Annotated in this window: 22 protein-coding genes and 4 tRNA genes; 15 read left to right on the top strand and 11 right to left on the bottom strand. The window is 64.7% G+C overall.

The genetic code is table 11. From position 1 onward, the window contains the following. Positions 1 to 43 precede the first annotated feature (43 nt). Positions 44 to 433, bottom strand: a complete 390-nt coding sequence (locus LGN19_RS22925; RefSeq protein ID WP_175223463.1) for a DUF2946 domain-containing protein — start codon at positions 431 to 433, stop codon at positions 44 to 46. Between the two features lie 198 nt (positions 434 to 631). On the opposite strand from LGN19_RS22925, the gene LGN19_RS22920 reads away from it, so the two are divergent. Both LGN19_RS22920 and LGN19_RS22915 read left to right on the top strand, forming a co-directional pair. Then, positions 632 to 778: a hypothetical protein gene (locus LGN19_RS22920; RefSeq protein WP_006756195.1), complete on the top strand. Its 147-nt coding sequence runs from the start codon at positions 632 to 634 to the stop codon at positions 776 to 778. A gap of 223 nt (positions 779 to 1001) precedes the next feature. Further along, positions 1002 to 1595, top strand: a complete 594-nt coding sequence (locus LGN19_RS22915; RefSeq protein ID WP_175223464.1) for a chorismate mutase — start codon at positions 1002 to 1004, stop codon at positions 1593 to 1595. 34 nt (positions 1596 to 1629) lie between these two features. On the opposite strand, the gene LGN19_RS22910 is transcribed toward LGN19_RS22915, so the two are convergent. Together LGN19_RS22910 and LGN19_RS22905 are read right to left on the bottom strand one after the other, a co-directional pair. After that, a complete protein-coding gene (locus LGN19_RS22910; RefSeq protein WP_226217235.1) occupies positions 1630 to 2769 on the bottom strand; it encodes an exonuclease domain-containing protein in 1140 nt (379 codons plus the stop codon). Between the two features lie 141 nt (positions 2770 to 2910). Further along, the gene (locus LGN19_RS22905; RefSeq protein ID WP_011351289.1) at positions 2911 to 3114 is read right to left on the bottom strand and encodes a cold-shock protein; all 204 of its coding nucleotides are present in this window, start codon (positions 3112 to 3114) and stop codon (positions 2911 to 2913) included. A gap of 393 nt (positions 3115 to 3507) precedes the next feature. On the opposite strand from LGN19_RS22905, the gene LGN19_RS22900 reads away from it, so the two are divergent. Together LGN19_RS22900 and LGN19_RS22895 are read left to right on the top strand one after the other, a co-directional pair. After that, positions 3508 to 3774: a hypothetical protein gene (locus tag LGN19_RS22900; protein ID WP_122944753.1), complete on the top strand. Its 267-nt coding sequence runs from the start codon at positions 3508 to 3510 to the stop codon at positions 3772 to 3774. Between the two features lie 501 nt (positions 3775 to 4275). Next, positions 4276 to 5427: a porin gene (locus LGN19_RS22895; protein WP_122944752.1), complete on the top strand. Its 1152-nt coding sequence runs from the start codon at positions 4276 to 4278 to the stop codon at positions 5425 to 5427. 84 nt (positions 5428 to 5511) lie between these two features. On the opposite strand, the gene greB is transcribed toward LGN19_RS22895, so the two are convergent. Beyond that, complete coding sequence (gene greB, locus LGN19_RS22890; RefSeq protein WP_226217233.1) at positions 5512 to 6075, bottom strand: transcription elongation factor GreB; 564 nt, start codon at positions 6073 to 6075, stop codon at positions 5512 to 5514. Between the two features lie 129 nt (positions 6076 to 6204). On the opposite strand from greB, the gene LGN19_RS22885 reads away from it, so the two are divergent. The 3 genes from LGN19_RS22885 (at position 6205) to LGN19_RS22875 (ending at position 6563) form a co-directional block, all read left to right on the top strand. Further along, positions 6205 to 6281 (top strand) — tRNA-Arg (locus LGN19_RS22885). Positions 6282 to 6348: 67 nt separating this feature from the next. Further along, positions 6349 to 6425: transfer RNA gene (locus tag LGN19_RS22880), tRNA-Arg, on the top strand. A 61-nt stretch (positions 6426 to 6486) separates the two neighbouring features. Further along, a tRNA-Arg gene (locus tag LGN19_RS22875) sits at positions 6487 to 6563 on the top strand. Positions 6564 to 6754: 191 nt separating this feature from the next. Here the strand turns inward: LGN19_RS22875 and LGN19_RS22870 are convergent. From LGN19_RS22870 to LGN19_RS22855, 4 genes are all read right to left on the bottom strand, one after another. Then, positions 6755 to 9121: a RelA/SpoT family protein gene (locus LGN19_RS22870; protein WP_174918282.1), complete on the bottom strand. Its 2367-nt coding sequence runs from the start codon at positions 9119 to 9121 to the stop codon at positions 6755 to 6757. A 63-nt stretch (positions 9122 to 9184) separates the two neighbouring features. Then, positions 9185 to 9388 (bottom strand): DNA-directed RNA polymerase subunit omega, encoded by a 204-nt coding sequence (gene rpoZ, locus LGN19_RS22865; protein ID WP_006025620.1) that lies wholly within the window; start codon positions 9386 to 9388, stop codon positions 9185 to 9187. Between the two features lie 58 nt (positions 9389 to 9446). Beyond that, positions 9447 to 10130 (bottom strand): guanylate kinase, encoded by a 684-nt coding sequence (gene gmk / locus LGN19_RS22860; protein ID WP_174968530.1) that lies wholly within the window; start codon positions 10128 to 10130, stop codon positions 9447 to 9449. Between the two features lie 6 nt (positions 10131 to 10136). After that, entirely contained in the window at positions 10137 to 11060 is a 924-nt protein-coding gene (locus tag LGN19_RS22855; RefSeq protein ID WP_122944748.1) for a YicC/YloC family endoribonuclease, read from the bottom strand. Positions 11061 to 11233: 173 nt separating this feature from the next. On the opposite strand from LGN19_RS22855, the gene rph reads away from it, so the two are divergent. The 4 genes from rph (at position 11234) to LGN19_RS22835 (ending at position 13974) form a co-directional block, all read left to right on the top strand. Further along, positions 11234 to 11965, top strand: a complete 732-nt coding sequence (gene rph / locus LGN19_RS22850; RefSeq protein ID WP_122944747.1) for a ribonuclease PH — start codon at positions 11234 to 11236, stop codon at positions 11963 to 11965. Position 11966: 1 nt separating this feature from the next. Then, a complete protein-coding gene (gene rdgB / locus LGN19_RS22845; RefSeq protein ID WP_021164128.1) occupies positions 11967 to 12593 on the top strand; it encodes an RdgB/HAM1 family non-canonical purine NTP pyrophosphatase in 627 nt (208 codons plus the stop codon). Positions 12594 to 12627: 34 nt separating this feature from the next. Further along, positions 12628 to 13842 carry a radical SAM family heme chaperone HemW gene (gene hemW / locus LGN19_RS22840; RefSeq protein WP_226217231.1) on the top strand — a complete coding sequence of 405 codons (1215 nt, stop codon included), beginning with the start codon at positions 12628 to 12630 and terminating at the stop codon, positions 13840 to 13842. A 44-nt stretch (positions 13843 to 13886) separates the two neighbouring features. Next, a tRNA-Ser gene (locus tag LGN19_RS22835) sits at positions 13887 to 13974 on the top strand. Positions 13975 to 14114: 140 nt separating this feature from the next. Here LGN19_RS22835 and LGN19_RS22830 read toward each other — a convergent pair. From LGN19_RS22830 to LGN19_RS22820, 3 genes are all read right to left on the bottom strand, one after another. Beyond that, positions 14115 to 14417, bottom strand: coding sequence for a PAAR domain-containing protein (locus LGN19_RS22830; RefSeq protein ID WP_226217229.1), 303 nt, complete (start codon positions 14415 to 14417; stop codon positions 14115 to 14117). 26 nt (positions 14418 to 14443) lie between these two features. Beyond that, positions 14444 to 15328, bottom strand: a complete 885-nt coding sequence (locus tag LGN19_RS22825) for a hypothetical protein (RefSeq protein ID WP_226217257.1) — start codon at positions 15326 to 15328, stop codon at positions 14444 to 14446. 76 nt (positions 15329 to 15404) lie between these two features. Then, on the bottom strand, positions 15405 to 15632 hold the full coding sequence (locus LGN19_RS22820; protein WP_413227238.1) for a hypothetical protein: 228 nt from the start codon (positions 15630 to 15632) through the stop codon (positions 15405 to 15407). Between the two features lie 184 nt (positions 15633 to 15816). Between LGN19_RS22820 and LGN19_RS22815 the strand changes: the two genes are divergently transcribed. The 4 genes from LGN19_RS22815 to LGN19_RS22800 all read left to right on the top strand — a co-directional run bounded on the left by LGN19_RS22815 (position 15817) and on the right by LGN19_RS22800 (position 19169). Then, positions 15817 to 16212, top strand: coding sequence for a hypothetical protein (locus LGN19_RS22815; RefSeq protein WP_043181759.1), 396 nt, complete (start codon positions 15817 to 15819; stop codon positions 16210 to 16212). 232 nt (positions 16213 to 16444) lie between these two features. Next, positions 16445 to 16738 (top strand): hypothetical protein, encoded by a 294-nt coding sequence (locus tag LGN19_RS22810; protein ID WP_089450101.1) that lies wholly within the window; start codon positions 16445 to 16447, stop codon positions 16736 to 16738. Positions 16739 to 17073: 335 nt separating this feature from the next. Continuing rightward, on the top strand, positions 17074 to 17565 hold the full coding sequence (locus LGN19_RS22805) for an energy transducer TonB (protein ID WP_174957108.1): 492 nt from the start codon (positions 17074 to 17076) through the stop codon (positions 17563 to 17565). A gap of 293 nt (positions 17566 to 17858) precedes the next feature. Next, positions 17859 to 19169 carry an MFS transporter gene (locus tag LGN19_RS22800; protein WP_226217227.1) on the top strand — a complete coding sequence of 437 codons (1311 nt, stop codon included), beginning with the start codon at positions 17859 to 17861 and terminating at the stop codon, positions 19167 to 19169. The last annotated feature ends 18 nt before the right edge of the window (positions 19170 to 19187 follow it).

Raw genomic sequence — 19187 nt, 5'->3', positions numbered from 1 at the left:
GCGGGCGGCACGCGCGCCACCGGGGGCGCGCGGACGACATCAATCAGATCGGAGCGTTTTCAGGCGGGGCGCGAGGCTGCGCGAGACGGATGCCCTTGCGGGGACAATCGGGGACGACGGGAGCGGCCGCGCGATAGGCGAACGTCCGTACGAAGCCCGGCAGCGCGGGCGGGCTCGACCCGAGCGCCACGTTCGCCGCGAAGCCGGGGCAGTACACGCAGTGCGGCACGCCGGCATGGTCGAACGACGACGTATCGTGATCGCCGCCCGCCTGCGCGAGCACGACCTGGCGGGCGCCCGCTGCACTGCACAACTCGAGCGTGAGCTCGCCGGAGCCGCTCGATGCGAGACGCGCATAGCCGATGACGGGCGACAGTACATTCAGTACCAGCGCCAGCCATACGAGGCCGATCCAACGCGTCGTTCGTTTCATCGCGGTCCAGGAAAAAGTGCGCGCAAGTATAACAAGCGGCCCGATTGTTGCCGATTCCGTACGATGCAATAGTCGGCATCGCAGCGCGCGCCGGAGCGCATGTGCCGTTAATACAACAGAGACAAAATCTAACGATTCGCTACTGGCATAAATCCAAGCGCGAGGTTGATAATCATCGAACCTGCTGGAGAAATGACCATGGACGAAAGACCAACTCGCATGCCACCGCCCGAGCAAGTGATGAGCCCGGATCCGGAACCCGTCGGCGTGGAATTCCTCGCCGAATTGCCTGACCACGTGCGGGCATTCTTCGACGAGCAGCACAAGCTGTACTCGCCGAAGTGAACGCCTGTTCGGTTCTGTAACCGCCACGTGTCGATCATCGCTATCGTGCGGTTCATCACTGCGCATCGCGCGCAATTCGCCTCGCACCCGGGCCGCAACAGCCTGACGGTGCCGGATCAGCTCGCCTGCTGATTCTCTGGTCGCTGCGCTACGCCGCGCGACTGTCTTCGTCTATCCTTCTGGTTTTCCACGTCCGGCCCGCCCGGCTCTCCCGTTCGTTCCGATGAAGCAAGCCCTTCGTGCCAGCCTCGCTGTCGCCGCGCTCGGCGTCGCCCTCTTTTCGTCTCCGCGTATCGTCCATGCAGACGGCGACGACACCGCCCTCACCAACCTCGTCGCGCTCGCGTCGCAGCGCCTCGCGCTCGCCGAACCGGTCGCTCGATGGAAATGGGCCAATCACAAGGCAATCGAGGACCGGCCGCGCGAAGCGGCGCTGCTCGCCTCGGTCGAGAAGCGCGCGGCACAAGCCGGCGTCGACCCCGCGTTCGCGCGAGCGTTCTTCGAGGATCAGATCACCGCAAGCAAGGATGTGCAGAACGCGCTGTTCGCCACCTGGCGTGCGACGCGGCCGCCAGAAGGCACACCGCCCGATCTCGCGACCAGCACGCGCCCGGCGCTCGACCGGTTGACGCAGAAAATGCTCGCGGGACTCGCGCAGGTTGCACCGCTGCGCGATGCGCCTGATTGTCAGGCGCGGCTTGCGCGCAGCATCGCGAACTGGAAGACACTCACGCGCTACGACTCTACGCAGACGCAGGCACTCGACACCGCGCTGTCGCACGTCTGCTCGGCCGGCGGCGCAAGCGCGATCGGTTGACGCAGCAGGCGCGGATCGCGCGGCCGCGCTTGATTTAACCTGCCTGCCCCGCAGGCGCGAGCGCGACGAGCGGAATCAGTTGCAGGCCGCGTGCGAGATGCGTCTGCAGCAGGCGGTGGGTGAAGGGTTCGAACGCACCATCCGTCCCGTCGGCCGCGAGCCGTGCGGCCGCGTCGAGCGATTCCGCCACGCCGAGATACCGCCAGCCATCGATCACATGAAACAGGCGGCGCTCGCCGCTCGCCTCGAATGCAACGGCGCCGTCGAACGGCCAGGGCGCACCGCCGGCACGGGCGGTGTCAGCCGCGGGGCGACGGTTGTACGATGGGCGCAGCCGGGCGATCCATTGCGCTTCGGCGAGCATCGCCCCCAGCTCGTTGCCGGTCTCGCGCCATTCAACCCGGCGCACCTGCTGCGCAAGCCGCATTTCCTTCGACGAACGGCGCTCGCCGGTCAGTAGCGCACGCAGCCGCTGCCGCACGCGGACGCTGCGGCCGACATACAGCGGCGCATCGCCCTCCCCGAACAGCGCGTACGCGCCGCACCCGGCCGGCGCCGTATCGAGCCAGGCTTCGGTCAGGTCGCCGCCCAGACGGAAATGACGCGTCGTGCGCGCGATCTGGTCGCGCAACCGCTCGAGCGGCACGATATCGTGCAACTGGCGCCAGAACTGCCACAGGAGATCGGCATCCGCCAGCGCCCGGTGGCGCGCAGCCGGCACGAGGCCATGGCGCTCGATCAACGCGTCGAGCCCGTGCCGCGCTTCGCGCGGGAACAGCGCACGCGACAGCCGCACCGTACACAGCACATCAGGATTGAACGCGAAGCCGGCGCGCTCGAATTCGGCCCGCAGGAAGCCGCGGTCGAAACTCGCGTTGTGCGCGACGAACAGCTTGCCGTCGAGCCGCTCGAACAATGCCGGCGCCAGCGACGCAAACGACGGCGCGTCGCGCACCATTTCGTCCGAAATGCCCGTCAGTTGCTGGATGAACGGTGGAATCGACTGGCCCGGATTGACGAGCGTCGTCCACGTCGACACGCCGAGCGGGCCGATTTCGACCACACCGATTTCGGTGATGCGGTGTTCGGCGGGTGAGCCGCCCGTGGTTTCAAGGTCGACGAAAACAAGCGGCTGTTCGCTGGCGGGATCGGACGGTCGGGGGGAATCAGACATGAAAAGACTGGGAAACGATGCTTCCGTGAGTATGCACCGGCATCCCTGTTCGCGGCCAGCCCGAACCGAAATGTTCCGTCCCCGGAAAACAAAAAGCCCCCGCAATGCGGGGGCCGGACGTGATCGGCAATGCGTGGCGCGTCAGACCGCCTGGATATTCGCTGCCTGCTTGCCTTTCGGCCCGACTTTCACGTCGAACGAAACACGCTGGTTTTCCTTCAGCGTCTTGAAGCCGTCCATCTTGATTTCGGAAAAGTGTGCAAACAAATCTTCACCGCCATTGTCCGACGTAATAAAGCCGAAACCTTTAGCATCGTTAAACCATTTCACGATACCGGTATCCATGTCTTCGTTCCCCACTCGATTAGATCAAAAAAGCTATTTTTATAGCCGTTTCCCGAAATCCCGAAACATTGCGCCAGCACCCGCACCAGCACGCCGCCCGAGGACGGAGTGCTGACTTTATAAATTGGACAATCCGGGTGCGTCAAGAAAATTTTTGACGAACGTTTTATCAAAAAAACGCTAATACCATTGGAATCGGTACACCATCGCCTTTGATTAATTGATTCGCATCAAAAACCTGTCAACATTACCGGGATCAGCGTATCGATAATCTCGACCATGAAATTTCTACCGGGGACAAATCGGCTCGGTAAAATCCTCGGGTTTTTTCCGGGTTGCGGAAATGCGGGGACATTGCGATGCTCACTCAACGCCGGATGGAAGGAGAAGGTCATGTGGCTGGACGGAATCAAGCGCTTCGCGAGCCGGCTCGGACGCGTACGCCGCAAGTCCCGCGCCCTGGCCGAGTCTGCGCGCGAAGCGCCGTGTGACACCGAATTCGATACGACCTGGCACGGTGACCACTGGCAGAACCTGCTCGCATCGCCTCTCGATGCCCGTCACTACGTGATGGAAGACTGGACCTACACGCCGCCCCCCAACGAAGCCAAGGAGGCCGCACCTGCGGCCAAGCGCAAGCGGCGCACGTACGCGCAATAGCGCGCGGCGAGGCGGGGCAAAAAAAAAGCGCGACTGGGAAGTCGCGCCGACAAAGGTTTGGAGATCTTTTCCGTCAACGAAAAAGTCTGCTTCGGAAAGCAGAGATCGCAGTATAGCGAGAGAACAACCTTTCATTATTCATGCTCCACACAAACCTCTATTGCCGATGCGTCAATAATCGCGCTATGAGCACCCTCGCCTGCTGCTGACCACCTGTCGCGATCGCGCAACGCCCGTTCCGTAGTCCTAATCGACATTTTTCTTCGCTGCAGTGCCGCAAACCCTTGATGGGCAATCGTTTGCGCTGCCTCTGAGATCTTTGCGGATTCCAAAATATATTATTGCTTAATGCGTGATCGCCCCCCGCTTCACGCACTCCGTACACTGCAGATGGCTTTTTGATAAGCGCACCGCCGCTCTGCAGGACCGGCCGTAACATCAAGCAAAACATGCCAGTCCGCAGCAGGTTCGATCGACATCATCCTGTTTGGAGACAGATCCATGAAAAAAACCCTGATCGTCACCGCGTTGTCGGGTGTCTTCGTTACAGCAGCCCACGCCCAAAGCAGTGTGACGCTATACGGCCTGATCGACGCAGGCATCACCTATACCAACAACCAGGGTGGCCACAGCTCATGGTCGGAACGCAGCGGCCAGATCAACGGCAGCCGCTGGGGCCTGCGCGGCACGGAAGATCTCGGTGGCGGCCTGAAAGCAATCTTCGTGTTGGAAAACGGCTTCAACATCGCCAACGGCACGCTCGGCCAGAATGGCCGCGAATTCGGCCGCCAGGCGTTCGTCGGCTTGTCTCATGATCAGTTTGGCGCCGTCACTCTCGGTCGCCAATACGACAGCGTCGTCGACTACATCGGGCCGCTGTCGCTGACCGGTACGCAATTCGGCGGCACCCAGTTTGCCCACCCGTTCGATAACGACAACCTGAACAATTCGTTCCGGATCAATAACGCCGTCAAGTATACGAGCATCAACTACGGCGGCCTGAAGTTCGGCGCGTTGTACGGCTTCTCGAACAGCAACCAGTTCTCGAACAATCGCGCGTACAGCGCGGGCGTGTCGTACACCTACGCCGGCTTCAATATCGGTGCTGGCTACCTGCAGTTGAACAATGACATCACGGGCCTCACGTCGGCTGAGGTCACCAACAGCGGCGGCGCGGTAGCAGGCGACAACACGTTCGTCGGCAAGCGTCAGCGCGTGTTCGGCGGCGGCCTGAACTACACATTCGGCCCGGCAACGGCCGGCTTCGTGTTCACGCAATCGCGTGTGAACCGGGCGCTCGGCATCTCCGCGGGTGCCTCGGGCGTGTCGAACGGCCTGGGTCTCGACGGCACGTTTGCCCGCTTCAACAACTACGAAGTGAACGCGCGCTACGCGCTCACGCCGGCCTTGTCGCTGGCCGGGTCGTACACATACACCGCCGGCTTCCTGGACGGCCGTCATCCAGGCTGGAATCAGTTCAACCTGCAGACCGACTATGCACTGTCCAAGCGGACCGACGTGTACGTGCAAGGCGTGTATCAGCGCGTCAGCGCGGACGGCCTGGGCATCGGCGCCTATGTCAATGGCCTCGGTGGTGCGTCATCGACCAACAAGCAGATCGCAGTCACGGCCGGTTTGCGCCATCGCTTCTGAGCGCCCCGCACATCCGCCGCACGCCGGATGACGAAGCGCCCCATCGGGGCGCTTTTTCTTTGCCGGGCTGCGCGCGAGCGTCGCTCAGGCGTTGCCCGGCGCCGGATAGCGGACGTCGAGCACGTCGATCGGCTGCGCGCCGGCCGGCGTCATCAGCATGACGGTATCGCCGATCTTCGCCTTGATCAGCGCACGCGCGACCGGCGAGATCCAGCTGACGCAGCCGTGATCGAGATCGACCTCGTCGATCCCGACGATCGTGATCGTGTGACCCTCGCCGTCCGGCGTCTCGTAATCGACCGTTGCGCCGAAAAACACCTGGTCGACATTCTCCTGCCGGCTCGCATCGACGACTTCGGCAAGATCGAGCCGCTTCGTCAGGAAGCGGATGCGGCGATCGATCTCGCGGAGCCGCCGCTTGCCGTAGATGTAGTCGCCGTTCTCCGACCGGTCGCCGTTCGACGCGGCCCAGGACACGAGCCGCACGACCTCGGGACGCTCGACGTCGATCAGGTTCAGCAATTCGTCCCTCAGCCGCTTGTGGCCGGCCGGCGTGATGTAGTTCTTCGCACCCGCCGGAATCGCGGGCTGGGCCTGGTCGAGATCGTCGTCGTCGCCGTCCGACTCTTTGACAAACGCCTTGTTCATGATGCGGGTTCAACATGGATGACTGATGCTCCAAGGGTACACGAAGGGCGCCCCGGCAAGGTCCTGCAGAACAATTCGCGAATAAGGCTTCCCTTTTTATACAACCCTGCTATAATTTCGCTTCTGCGTGCGGCTGTAGCTCAGTTGGATAGAGTACTTGGCTACGAACCAAGGGGTCGTGGGTTCGAATCCTGCCAGCCGCGCCACTTTTTTCGAGGGCCTTCTGATCCGAAGGCCCTTTCAGTTCGAAGCAGTAGAAGTTTTGTTTTGCGTGCGGCTGTAGCTCAGTTGGATAGAGTACTTGGCTACGAACCAAGGGGTCGTGGGTTCGAATCCTGCCAGCCGCGCCACCTTTTTGGGGGCCTTCCCATCGTAGAAGGTTCCGACAGTTGAAGTAGTACCGCTTTGCGTGCGGCTGTAGCTCAGTTGGATAGAGTACTTGGCTACGAACCAAGGGGTCGTGGGTTCGAATCCTGCCAGCCGCACCACCTTAAAAGGGCTTTCCTCCGGGAAAGCCCTTTTTCTTTTCTGCCCCCCCTTCCCCCTCCATAAGCGGCACGACACCGCCGCACCCGATCGGCCTCGGAAAGACGCCGCCAAGCTCGCGCTGTCGCACCGCAGGCACCAATGAAAACGGCGGCCCATGGCCGCCGTCGCATTGCTCGTCACGCAGAACGCGTCAGTAATCCTGCCGCTCGCGCTCGATGCGCATCCCGCCGTCGTGACGCGCATGGGCGCCGTCGTCGGTCGAACGCTCGCGCATGATCCGCATCACGTCCGGATTGGTGCGCACGCGCCGCATCACGTTCGCGAGATGCACGCGATCGCTGACCTGGATCACGAAGCGCAGCACCGTCGATTCGTGTGTCAGATCCTCGTCCATCGCGATATGAACGATGTTCGCGTCAGCCGACGTGATGTCAGCCGCAACCCGCGCAAAGATACCCTTCGTGTTCTTCACGAGCGCCTTCACCGCAACGTCGAACAGGCGGCCCGGCTGCGGCGCCCATTCGACGTCGATCCAGCGGCCCGGATCGCGGCGATGAATACGCTGCGCCACGCGGCAATCGGTCGTATGAATCGCCATCCCGAGGCCGATGCCGATGTAGCCCATGATCGCGTCGCCCGGAATCGGGCGGCAGCACGCGGACAACTGCACCGACATCCCTTCGGTGCCGGTAATCACGACCGGCGGCGCATGGTGTGCGGGATGCCGCTCGGACTTCGGCAGATCGTCGTCCGCATCGCGGCCGCTCATCAGCACCTCGATGCGCTTGGCCATCACCGCGGCCACGCGACGGCCGAGGCCGATGTCCGCGAAGATTTCCTGGCGGCTCTTGTTGCCCGTCCACTGCACGAGCTTCTCCCACACTTCCGGCTCGACATCGGCCAGCGCGAGACCGTAGCCCTTCAAACTCTGGTCGACGAGGCGCTCGCCGAGCTGCACCGACTCGTTCAGACGCATCGTCTTCAGGTAGTGACGGATCGCCGAACGTGCCTTGCCCGTGCGCACGAACCCGAGCCACGCGGGGTTCGGTTTCGAGTACGGCGCGGTGATCACCTCGACGATGTCGCCGCTCTTCAGCTCGGTGCGCAGCGGCAGCAGCTCGTTGTTGATCTTCACGGCCACGCACTGGTTGCCGAGATCGCTGTGGATCGAATACGCGAAATCGAGTGCCGTCGCGCCGCGCGGCAGCGCCATGATCTTCGACTTCGGCGTGAACACGTAGACCGCATCCGGGAACAGGTCGATCTTCACGTGCTCGAGGAATTCGCTCGAATCGCCGGCTTCGCTCTGGATGTCGAGCAGCGACTTCAGCCACTGGTGCGCGCGCTTCTGCACGTCGCTGAGATCCGCGCTACCGTTCTTGTACAGCCAGTGCGCGGCCACGCCTGCCTCGGCGATCTCGTGCATCTTGCGCGTGCGCACCTGGAACTCGATCGGCGCGCCGAACGGGCCGACGAGCGTGGTATGCAGCGACTGATAGCCGTTGATCTTCGGGATCGCGATGTAGTCCTTGAACTTGCCGGGGACAGGCTTGTACAGCGCGTGCAGCGCGCCGATGCACGTATAGCAGTCGAGCGGGCTGTCGACGACGACGCGGAAACCGTACACGTCGAGCACCTGCGAGAACGACAGCTGCTTGTCGCGCATCTTGCGGTAGACGCTGTAGATGGTCTTTTCGCGGCCGGTGATCTCGGCGTCGATCTTCGCGTCGGCCATCGCGCGCTGCGCGGCCTCGAGGATCTTGCTGATCACTTCGCGGCGGTTGCCGCGCGCGGCCTTCACGGCCTTCTCGAGCGTCGCGTAGCGATGCGGGTTGAAGTTCGCGAAGCTCATGTCCTGCAGCTCGCGATACGTGTTGTTCAACCCGAGGCGGTGCGCGATCGGCGCGTAGATGTCGAGCGTTTCCCGCGCGACGCGGCGGCGCTTTTCCATCGGCACCGCGCCGAGCGTGCGCATGTTGTGCAGGCGGTCGGCGAGCTTGACGAGAATGACGCGCACGTCGCGTGCCATCGCGAGCAGCATCTTGCGGAAGTTCTCCGCCTGCGCTTCCTCGCGGCTGCGGAACTCCATCTTGTCGAGCTTCGACAGGCCGTCGACCAGTTCGGCGACCTTCGGGCCGAACCGTTCGGCCAGCTCGCTCTTGGTCACGCCCTGATCTTCCATCACGTCGTGCAGGAGCGCGGCCATCACGGCCTGCGCGTCGAGCTTCCAGCCGGCGCAGATTTCCGCGACGGCGACGGGATGGGTGATATAGGGTTCGCCGCTCTGGCGGTATTGACCGAGGTGGGCTTCGTCACTGAAGTGGAACGCCGCCTTGACCTCTTTGATTTCTTCCGGAGCGAGATACTCGGCAAGCGCGGCCGTCAGTTTCGCGATCGAAACGACGCCGTGCTTGCGAGGCTGCTCCGGTGTGGCGGTCGGCCCGAACAGATGCCGGAAGGACTGTTCGAGGACCGCGTCGATGTACTGGCGCGCAGGCGACTGGGCCGTGGCTTCGGTGGTCGAATCCGCGGAGGCGGACGATGGGGTGGTGCTCATATTCGCCTCCAGGTCGAGTCGTTGCGCGCGTGGATTACATGGCTGGAACGGGCCGGATGCGCGTTACACCGGCACCTTCTTCAGCATCTCGACGCCGACCTGGCCGGCAGCGATTTCGCGCAGCGCAACGACGGTCGGCTTGTCGCGGCTTTCGATCTTCGGCGTATGGCCTTGCGCGAGCTGCCGCGCGCGATAGGTGGCGGCGAGCGCCAGTTCGAAGCGGTTCGGGATTTGCTTCAGGCAGTCTTCGACGGTAATGCGAGCCATGTTGGTAATTCCTTCTGAATATAGTCCTTATTCTACCTTATGTCCCTCGTCCCCCGCGTCATTCCGCGTGGGGCAGATGGATGCCGAGCTCGATGAACAGCTCCGTGTGTCGCGCGTACTGCGAAGCAAAGCGCAGGCGCGTGGCCGCGACGATGCATTCGAGCTCGGCAAGCGCACGCTCGAAATTCTCGTTGATCACCACGTACTCCGCTTCCGACGCGTGCGCGATCTCGCTGCCGGCGGCAAGCAGGCGGCGCGTGATCACGTTCGGTTCGTCCTGGCCGCGCTTCTTCAGGCGCTCCTCGAGCGCGTCGAGCGACGGCGGCAGGATGAAGATGCCGACCGCGTTGCGGAACTGCTTCTTCACCTGCAGCGCGCCCTGCCAGTCGATCTCGAGCAGCACGTCGTGGCCGTTCTTCATCTGCTCTTCGATCCAGACGCGCGACGTGCCGTAGTAGTTGCCGTGCACTTCCGCGCTCTCGAGGAATTCGTGCGCCGTGTGACGCGTGCGGAAATCCTCGACCGTCGTGAAGTGATAGTGCCGGCCGTCCTGTTCGCCCGGGCGCGGCTTGCGCGTCGTGTACGAGATCGACAGGCAGATGTCGTGGTCCTTCGACAGCAGCGCATTCACGAGCGTCGACTTGCCGGCGCCCGACGGCGCGATGACCATGAACAGGTTGCCCGGGTAGACGCCGCCATGCAGCGAATGCGCGGCGTGGCCGTCGTGAGTGGGTTGGGTCATGTTGCTTTACTCCAGGTTTTGCACTTGCTCGCGCATCTGCTCGATCAACAGCTTGAGCGCCATCGACGAGTCGGCGAGTTCCTTCGCCGCCGCCTTCGAGCCGAGCGTGTTTGCTTCTCGATTCAGCTCCTGCATCATGAAGTCGAGACGCTTGCCGACGCGGCCGCCCTTCTCGATCACGTGACGCGTTTCGTTCAGGTGCGCGGTGAGCCGCGACAGCTCTTCCGCGATGTCGATCCGGATCCCGTACATCGTCACTTCCTGACGAATGCGCTCCGCGGCTTCCTCGCGCGTGACGATCGTCGAGCTGCCTTCGGGCGCCGCGATGCCGAGCGCTTCCTGCAGCCGTTCGACGATCTTCTGCTGATGTTTCGCGATCAGCTCCGGCACGAGCGGCGTGATGCGCGCGACGATCGCTTCCATCTCGGTGACGTTCGACAGCAGCATCGTCGCCAGCTGCGCGCCTTCGCGCGAACGCACGACGACGAGCTCGCCGATCGCTTCCTTGCCGCACGCGAGCACCGCCTCGCGGATCGCGTCCGCCGACACGCCGCTCTCGGCGATCACGCCGGGCCAGCGCAGGATCTCGCCGGCGCGCAGGCGGCCGACGCCCGGGAACGTGTCGAGCACCGAACGCTCGAGCTCGGCGAGCTGGCCGAGCGCCGACTGGTTCAGCGCGCCCGCGCCGATGCTCTGCTCGCCGCGCTGCAGGTTGATGCGGATGTCGACCTTGCCGCGCGACAGCTTGTTCATCAGCATTTCGCGCAGCGCGGGTTCGCACGCGCGCACGTCGTCCGGCATCCGGAAATTCAGGTCGAGGAAGCGTGAGTTCACGGTGCGCAGTTCGACCGACACGCTGGTGCCGCCGTTGCCGGTGGCCGTCGCGAGTTCGCGCGTTGCGCTCGCGTAGCCCGTCATGCTGTAGATCATGGTTCGTCTCGCCGTCTGGGTGCCCTCGCGGGCGGGGATATGTCGAGGCGCCCGGCGCATCGTCAAGCGCGGGGCGGGAAGCGCGCATTATCCCATTTTTGCGGACCACCCCGCCGGGCAAGCCCGCCGTTCAGCGCTAAAATCGGGGTTTCCTCCCGTTCCGCGATTCCCACATGACGTCCTCCGTTTCCCGCCCAAGCGGCCGCCGCGCCGACGAACTGCGCAAGGTCGCCCTCACCCGCCACTACACGAAACATGCCGAAGGTTCGGTACTGGTCGAATTCGGTGACACCAAGGTGCTCTGCACCGCCAGCGTCTCCGAACGCGTGCCCGATTTCCTGCGCGACCGCGGGCAAGGCTGGCTGACCGCCGAATACGGGATGCTGCCCCGCGCGACGCACACGCGCAGCGACCGCGAAGCCGCGCGCGGCAAGCAGACCGGCCGCACGCAGGAAATTCAGCGCCTGATCGGCCGCGCACTGCGCGCGGTGTTCGACCTCGAGGCGCTCGGCCCGCGCACGATCCATATCGACTGCGACGTGATCCAGGCCGACGGCGGCACGCGCACGGCAAGCATCACCGGCGCGTTCGTCGCCGCACACGACGCCGTGTCGAAACTGATCGCGGCCGGCAAGCTCACGCGCTCGCCGATCACCGACCACGTCGCCGCGATCTCGGTCGGCGTGTACGAAGGCGCGCCCGTGCTCGACCTCGATTACGCGGAAGATTCGCAGTGCGACACCGACATGAACGTCGTGATGACGGGCGCCGGCGGCTTCGTCGAAGTCCAGGGCACGGCCGAAGGCGTGCCGTTCTCGCGCGCCGAGATGAACGCGCTGCTCGACCTCGCGCAAGGCGGGATCGCCGAGCTCGTGCAGCTGCAGAAAGACGTGCTGGGCGCCTGACATGCCGGACGACCACACCATCGCGCCGCTGTCGCGCATCGTTCTCGCGTCGAACAACGCCGGCAAGCTGCGCGAATTCACCGCGCTGTTCTCGACGGTCGGCATCGAGATCGTCCCGCAGGGCGACCTCGCGGTGCCCGAGGCGGACGAGCCGTTCGGCACCTTCATCGAGAATGCGCTGACGAAAGCGCGCCACGCGTCGCGGCTCACCGGGCTGCCGGCGATCGCCGACGATTCGGGCCTGTGCGTGCGCGTGCTGCGCGGCGCGCCGGGCGTCTATTCGGCGCGCTACGCGCAGCGCGCGGGCCGCGACAAGGGCGACGCGGCGAACAACGCGTATCTCGTCGAGCAGCTGCGCGGCGTCGACGACCGGCGCGCATACTACTGCTGCGTACTCGCGCTCGTGCGCCATGCGGACGACCCCGAGCCGCTGTTCGCCGAAGGGCGCTGGGCGGGCGAGATCGTCGACACGCCGCGCGGCGAGCACGGATTCGGCTACGACCCGTATTTCTACCTGCCATCGCTCGGCGCGACGGCCGCCGAACTCGAGCCGGCCGTGAAGAACACGCACAGCCATCGCGCGCTGGCGCTGAAGGCGCTGCTGGCGCGGCTCGCGGAGGAAGCATGAGCACGCCCGATACCCGTTCGCCAACGGAGGCCGCATGAGCCAGGCCGCGGAAACCGGCGCGCGCGTCGTCGCGACCTTCACGTCGCCCGGCCAGGTGCGGCTCACGTCGCTGCCGCCGCTCGCGCTGTACGTGCATTTCCCGTGGTGCGTGCGCAAGTGCCCGTACTGCGATTTCAATTCGCACGAGTGGAAGGGCGAACGGTTTCCGGAAACCGAGTATCTCGACGCGCTGCGCGCCGATCTCGAGCAGGCGCTGCCGCTCGTGTGGGGCCGGCAGGTGCATACGGTATTCATCGGCGGCGGCACGCCGAGCCTGCTGTCGGCGGCCGGCCTCGACCGGATGCTGTCCGACGTGCGTGCGCTGCTGCCGCTCGACGCCGATGCCGAGATCACGCTCGAGGCGAATCCGGGCACGTTCGAGGCCGCGAAGTTCGCGCAGTTCCGCGCGAGCGGCGTGAATCGCCTGTCGGTCGGCATCCAGAGCTTCAACGAAACGCACCTGAAGGCGCTCGGCCGGATTCACGACACCACGCAGGCACGCGCGGCCGTCGAGATCGCCGCGAAGAATTTCGACAACTTCAACCTCGACCTGATGTTCGCGCTGCCGAACCAGACGCTCGACGAATGCCGTACCGACATCGAGACCGCGCTGTCGTACGCACCGCCGCATCTGTCGCTGTATCACCTGACGCTCGAGCCGAATACGCTGTTCGCGAAGTTCCCGCCGGTCGTGCCCGACGACGACGCATCGGCCGACATGCAGGAATGGATCCACGCGCGCACGGCCGAGGCCGGTTACGGGCGCTACGAAGTGTCCGCGTATGCGAAGCCGAATCATCAGTGCAAGCACAACCTGAACTACTGGCGCTTCGGCGACTATCTCGGGATCGGTGCGGGCGCACACACGAAGCTGTCGTTCCCGAACCGGATCCTGCGGCAGGCACGCTACAAGCATCCGGCGACCTTCATCGAGCAGGCGATGGCCGGCACGGCCGTACAGGAAGAGCGCGAAGTCGGTGCGCGCGACCTGCCGTTCGAGTTCATGCTGAACACGCTGCGGCTCGTCGAGGGCTTCCCCGTGCCCAGCTTCGCCGAACGCACCGGGCTGCCGATGAGCACGATCGAGCCGGCGCTGCAGGAAGCGGAACGGCGCGGGCTGATCGCGCGCGATTTCGCGCAGATCTCGCCGACGCCGCTCGGCCAGCGTTTCCTCAACGACCTGCAGGAATTGTTCCTGCGCGACGATTGAAGGGATGAACGACGCGGCATTTCGGTTACAATGCCGCCTCGTGTGGAAGCGTGGCCGAGCGGTTTAAGGCACCGGTCTTGAAAACCGGCGACGGGAAACTGTCCGTGAGTTCGAATCTCACCGCTTCCGCCAGAGCTTCAAAGAAAACGGGCCGCTCGGCCCGTTTTTCATTTCCGACAGCGATCAGGCGCTCGCGGACATCCGCCTGCGCTGCTCACGGTACATCGTCGGCACGGTTCGTGTGCGTGGTCACGCGCAATCGACGGTGCCGTTCACGACTCGGCACCGCCGGGCTGGGCCAGCAGCACGGCGCCGCACGTCGTCGTGTGCCCTTCCAGCGCAACCAACGCACCGAAATCCAGACTGTTCGCACAACCCTCCGCGATCTCGAAGACATGAGGTGCGCAAATCGGACAGGTCACCTTGTCGCCTTTGCGCGCGATCGGAATCGCCTCGCGCCCCCATGTCAAAGAAGGGCTGCCGGAAATCACCCGCCCGCCATGACTGGTCGTGTCGCCCACCACGATCTGCGCCTTCCCGCCTGCTGTTGCTCGCATCACCTGCATCACCTGCATCACCTCGTCACGAAGGGACGGACACGTCACTTCAACGCCTGGATGGGCGGATCCTGGTAGGCCGTGTCGATCGTATAGCCCTGCCCCTTCAGGGCAGCCTCGGTAGCGATGCGCTTCGCGTGGTACTTCTGCAGTTCCGCGGGCAACAGCGTCTTCCAGTTGCGGATTCTTTCGGCGTTCCCGGGGAAATACCCCAGCCCGTAGAACGCATACTCGTTCCTGATGCGAGCCGTCAGAAGATAGGTCGTCTTCCCGACAAAGCCGCCCATGTTCTTCTCCGACAGCGAAATCTCCAGATAGGCGCCATCTGCATAAAACACCCATCTCGGCATTTCCTTCACGGCCGCCTTCCACTCCTCGATCGTCGGTGTGTAACCGGAATCGAGGGAATAAATCGAATACGTCTTCATGTAGTCCCACGCCTGCTTGCCGGTCAGGCGCGGATTGCTGACGTCGATGTACCGGACCCAGCCGTTCGCGCGCAGATCCTGAAACAGTTTCGTCATGCGCGCCAATGCGGCCTCGTGCGTGTCGGCCTGCTCGGGGCTGACGCCAAAATTGATATTCCACGTGTAGATGCCGCCCGGCACATCCTTGTCCGCTGAACCCGCCGCGGACAGCACGTTGTCCAGCACGAAGCCATGCGTCCCCTGCATGAACTTCACCGTGCCGAGATTGCCGCGCACCCAGTCATGCTGATAAAAGCGCGTACCTGACGGATGATTGTCGACGGACGCGCCCGGACCGTTGAGATCGGAGTCCTTGGGATCGCCGAGCCGGATAACTGTAAGTGATGAAGTCGTGCCGTTGCGGTTGTCGAGGGTTGAGCGGGCATTCCCGTCGTGCGATGCGAGTACGACGCCAAGCAGGAGCGCCCCGAGGATCAGTACAAGGAAATGAGTCTTTTTCATCAGGTATCGGGTCTGTCGCCCCAGCTTTTGATCGTTCCGAGATAATCGAGCATGACTTGCTTCCCGGGCCCCTGCATCAACCCGTCGTACTTCGTTGCTGCCTTCTGGAATCAGGCTCTTCAGCTTGGTCGCTGCGCGTCGACAGCACATCGAGCGTGAAGTCGTAATGCCGGCCGATCCGCGAAAGCCCCGCCGAACGCTGCGGCAACAACACGTCGGGCCCAAGCGGAGTGTCGAGTTTCAGCAGGCGGTCCTGCTGGATCAGCCCCCCTTGATGCGCCCGCACGATATCCTGCGCACTCATTCCAATCCCTTTATTGCTTCTTTTGCCGTCGTTTTTTCACCAGATGGTGGCTGGCGCTCTCAGCGCCACGATTCTACAGTCCAATAGTCGACCACTCTCGTAGCCGTGCCCTCACTTCCGGACGCGCCTCGCCGGATGCCGTTACAATCCGGCGCTCCGATTCGCGAAATGGGAAACCCACGTCATGAAGCCCTTCATCGTCTCGTCGCTCGCCGCGCTGCTGGTTGCCGTCAGCACGCAGGCGACGGCCGACACCGCCTCCGGCAGCGACGCGCAAGCGTCGTGCGCGATCGCCTACGTGACCGGCGTCGGCGGCTCGCCGCGCGGCCTGAGCGAGTACCTCGCGAGCCCGTCGCCCTACAACTACCTGAAGGACAACGACCTCCAGTGCAAGGTGGGCGACGACGGACGCACGTCGAACTGCACCGGCGTGACTTACCTCCGGAACGAGCAGGTCAGCGTGTACGACGATTCCGATCCGGCGACGCTGACCGTCGTGGCACGCGTGGAACTCGACCACGGCCAGAAATACCCGGTGATCATCGTCGTACAGCGCAAGGACGCGCGCTGCAAACAATGATGCAGCGCCGCGCGCAACGCCGCCCGTCGAAACGGCACGTGCGTTCGCGCCGGGCCTCGCGCGCCAACTGAGCCGCGGGCACGGGCAGCCGCCCGTCGTCGCATCGCACCGCGCCGGCAGCCTCCCGGCCGGCCGCCCGATCACCTAGAATTCGATCAACACGGCGACACGACCGCCGCCGCGTACTCGATACCGCGCGCGCCACCCCTGCGGGCGGTACACGGAGATCGTCATGACCGAACTGTCGATACCGACGGAACCCGTCGATTACGAAGGCTTCGAGATCCATGTCGTGCCGGCCGCCGTGCCCGGCAGCGACACGCGCTACACCTACACCGGCTACGTCTGCCATCCGGGCGCGAATCCTGCGTTGCCCGGCCACGCGGTGCCATTCCACGCGGACGGCGAGGAAAGCTTCGCGAGCCTCGACGAAGCCGTCCACGAAGCCGTGCACATCGGCAAGAGCATCATCGACGGCACGCACCCCGACCTGTCGATCCTGTCACTCGTCACGCACGGCTTCTGAAGCGGGCGGCACGGGTCGCTGAAGATTGCGCGAGCGTCGGCAGCGGTGCTGCTTGCCGCGATCGCTGCGCCCGGCGGAATCATCGCCCGATGCGTGCGTGCCACTTGCACGTCGTGCCTTTCTTTCAACCTTGCAACACGCACGCCGGGATGCGCACGTGCGGCAGCCGCGCGAGCGCGCTGTCACATGGCACGTCACATCGCGACGCGCGAGCGCATGCCCCTTTCGTCATCAGCGATCGCAACACCCGGCATCGCCCGTTATGCGTTTCTCCCGATATCGGCTCGCGTCCGTGCGCCTATCATTTTTTTATAGTCACTTCTGGCTAGCCTCCCATGCGCCCCCTTCCCCGTCCGCGCGTCGACCGGCTGCGTGCAGTTGCGCTGGCCGTCGTCGCCATGCTCGCGGCATGCACGATCACGCCGCCTCCGTCGCTACACTCGATCCTGACGATTCCGTCGATCACCCGCAGTGGCAGCCTCGACCAGTACCGCGTCGAAGTCGCGCAGCGTGTCGCCGAACGCAATCCGTCCGGCATGCTGCACGGCACGCCGCAGGCGATGCTCCGCTCGCTCGTCGTCGTGGCCTTCACCGTCGATGGCAGCGGCCGGCTCGTCAACGCATCCGTCTATCGCAGCAACGGCGACAGCGAAGCGGAAGCGCTCGCGCTCGCGTCGCTGCGCCGCTCGGCGCCGCTGCCGCCGCCACCGTCGCGGCTGCTTGACGGCAACGGCCGGCTCGAATTGATGGAAGGCTGGCTCTTCAACGACGACGGCCACTTCCAGTTGCAAAGCACCGCGTCGGCACAGGCGCAATCGATCGACTGATCGGCCGCCGCCCCGCGATTGCCGGTGCGCGGCGGCGCTGGCTATAATTTTCCGCAATCGCGCGGCCATCACGCCGCGCGCGCGTTCGCGCGCCCCACCCGGCATGCGAGCCGACCACGCCGGCACCGGGCGGCGGCGACGTACCCGTCTCCATCGTCGACCGGCGAGTGACGTCCGCGCCACGGCGCGCGTCCGCGCCGCCACCGCATCATCCGCTCGGCTGCCCGCGGCAGGCGCCCGCCTGCCCGACCGCACGCCCAGCCGACCGCCCCAACGACAAAACGGAGACATCCATGTCCGCATCCCCCCCGACGGTTGCACACGCAACCGGTTCGGCCGGCGCCGTCAGCCACCGGCGCATCGTGTTCGCGAGCTTCATCGGCACCGCGATCGAGTTCTACGATTTCTACGTGTACGCAACGGCCGCCGCGCTCGTCATCGGCCCCGTCTTCTTCCCGCACGGCTCCGCGACCGCACAGGCGCTGTCCGCGTTCGTCACGTTCGGCATCGCGTTCATCGCACGCCCGATCGGCTCGTTCCTGTTCGGGCACTTCGGCGACCGCATCGGCCGCAAGTCGACGCTCGTCGCGTCGCTGCTCGTGATGGGCGTGTCCACCACCGCAATCGGCTTCGTGCCCGGCTACGACGCGATCGGCACGCTCGCACCGGTGCTGCTGTGCGTACTGCGCTTCGGCCAGGGGATCGGCCTCGGCGGCGAATGGGGCGGTGCCGCGCTGCTCGCGACCGAACACGCGCCGCAGGGCAAGCGCGGCTGGTTCGGGATGTTCCCGCAGCTCGGGCCGTCGGTCGGCTTCCTGATGTCGAACGGCCTGTTCTTCGCGCTCGCGCTGTCGCTGTCGGACGAGCAGTTCCGCAGCTGGGGCTGGCGCATCCCGTTCCTGGTCAGCGCGGTGCTGGTCGCGCTCGGCCTGTACGTGCGGCTCAAGATCACCGAAACGCCCGCGTTCCAGGCTGCGATCGATCGCAACGAGCGCGTGCGCGTGCCGGTCGCGACCCTGATCACGCAACACTGGCAGCCGACGCTGCTCGGCGCGCTCGCGATGGTCGTCTGCTACACGCTGTTCTACATCTCGACGGTGTTTTCGCTGTCGTACGGCGTGTCGGCGCTGCATATTCCGCGCCAGAGCTTCCTCGGCCTGCTGTGCTTCGCGGTCGTGTTCATGGGGCTCGCGACGCCGCTGTCCGCGTGGGCATCCGACCGCTTCGGCCGCAAGCCGGTGCTCGTCGTGGGCGCGATCGCCGCGCTGCTGTCGGGTTTCGCGATGGAGCCGCTGCTCGGCAGCGGCTCGATGCCGCTCGTCGCGCTGTTCCTGACGATCGAGCTGTTCCTGATGGGCGTGACGTTCGCGCCGATGGGTGCGCTGCTGCCGGAACTGTTCCCGACCAACGTCCGCTATACGGGCGCGGGCGTCGCGTACAACCTCGGCGGGATTCTCGGCGCGTCGATCGCGCCGTATATCGCGCAACTGCTGGCGGCGCGCGGCGGGCTGTCGTGGGTCGGCGGTTATGTGTCGGTTGCGGCGGCCATCAGCCTGATCGGCGTGCTGCTGATGCGCGAAACGCGCGACGCATCGCTCGTCTGAGACTCCGGGGCGGCCCGG

The organism is Burkholderia sp. AU30198 (assembly GCF_020419825.1).
In the GTDB taxonomy this organism is placed as follows: Bacteria; Pseudomonadota; Gammaproteobacteria; order Burkholderiales; family Burkholderiaceae; genus Burkholderia.
This window is presented reverse-complemented; position numbering and strand designations above follow the sequence as displayed.

Coding starts and splice junctions, on each gene's coding strand:
- LGN19_RS22925 (WP_175223463.1), bottom strand. CDS start 433: ATGAAACGAACGACGCGTTGGATCGGCCTCGTATGGCTGGCGCTGGTA.
- LGN19_RS22920 (WP_006756195.1), top strand. CDS start 632: ATGGACGAAAGACCAACTCGCATGCCACCGCCCGAGCAAGTGATGAGC.
- LGN19_RS22915 (WP_175223464.1), top strand. CDS start 1,002: ATGAAGCAAGCCCTTCGTGCCAGCCTCGCTGTCGCCGCGCTCGGCGTC.
- LGN19_RS22910 (WP_226217235.1), bottom strand. CDS start 2,769: ATGTCTGATTCCCCCCGACCGTCCGATCCCGCCAGCGAACAGCCGCTT.
- LGN19_RS22905 (WP_011351289.1), bottom strand. CDS start 3,114: ATGGATACCGGTATCGTGAAATGGTTTAACGATGCTAAAGGTTTCGGC.
- LGN19_RS22900 (WP_122944753.1), top strand. CDS start 3,508: ATGTGGCTGGACGGAATCAAGCGCTTCGCGAGCCGGCTCGGACGCGTA.
- LGN19_RS22895 (WP_122944752.1), top strand. CDS start 4,276: ATGAAAAAAACCCTGATCGTCACCGCGTTGTCGGGTGTCTTCGTTACA.
- greB (WP_226217233.1), bottom strand. CDS start 6,075: ATGAACAAGGCGTTTGTCAAAGAGTCGGACGGCGACGACGACGATCTC.
- LGN19_RS22870 (WP_174918282.1), bottom strand. CDS start 9,121: ATGAGCACCACCCCATCGTCCGCCTCCGCGGATTCGACCACCGAAGCC.
- rpoZ (WP_006025620.1), bottom strand. CDS start 9,388: ATGGCTCGCATTACCGTCGAAGACTGCCTGAAGCAAATCCCGAACCGC.
- gmk (WP_174968530.1), bottom strand. CDS start 10,130: ATGACCCAACCCACTCACGACGGCCACGCCGCGCATTCGCTGCATGGC.
- LGN19_RS22855 (WP_122944748.1), bottom strand. CDS start 11,060: ATGATCTACAGCATGACGGGCTACGCGAGCGCAACGCGCGAACTCGCG.
- rph (WP_122944747.1), top strand. CDS start 11,234: ATGACGTCCTCCGTTTCCCGCCCAAGCGGCCGCCGCGCCGACGAACTG.
- rdgB (WP_021164128.1), top strand. CDS start 11,967: ATGCCGGACGACCACACCATCGCGCCGCTGTCGCGCATCGTTCTCGCG.
- hemW (WP_226217231.1), top strand. CDS start 12,628: ATGAGCCAGGCCGCGGAAACCGGCGCGCGCGTCGTCGCGACCTTCACG.
- LGN19_RS22830 (WP_226217229.1), bottom strand. CDS start 14,417: ATGCAGGTGATGCAGGTGATGCGAGCAACAGCAGGCGGGAAGGCGCAG.
- LGN19_RS22825 (WP_226217257.1), bottom strand. CDS start 15,328: ATGAAAAAGACTCATTTCCTTGTACTGATCCTCGGGGCGCTCCTGCTT.
- LGN19_RS22820 (WP_413227238.1), bottom strand. CDS start 15,632: ATGAGTGCGCAGGATATCGTGCGGGCGCATCAAGGGGGGCTGATCCAG.
- LGN19_RS22815 (WP_043181759.1), top strand. CDS start 15,817: ATGAAGCCCTTCATCGTCTCGTCGCTCGCCGCGCTGCTGGTTGCCGTC.
- LGN19_RS22810 (WP_089450101.1), top strand. CDS start 16,445: ATGACCGAACTGTCGATACCGACGGAACCCGTCGATTACGAAGGCTTC.
- LGN19_RS22805 (WP_174957108.1), top strand. CDS start 17,074: ATGCGCCCCCTTCCCCGTCCGCGCGTCGACCGGCTGCGTGCAGTTGCG.
- LGN19_RS22800 (WP_226217227.1), top strand. CDS start 17,859: ATGTCCGCATCCCCCCCGACGGTTGCACACGCAACCGGTTCGGCCGGC.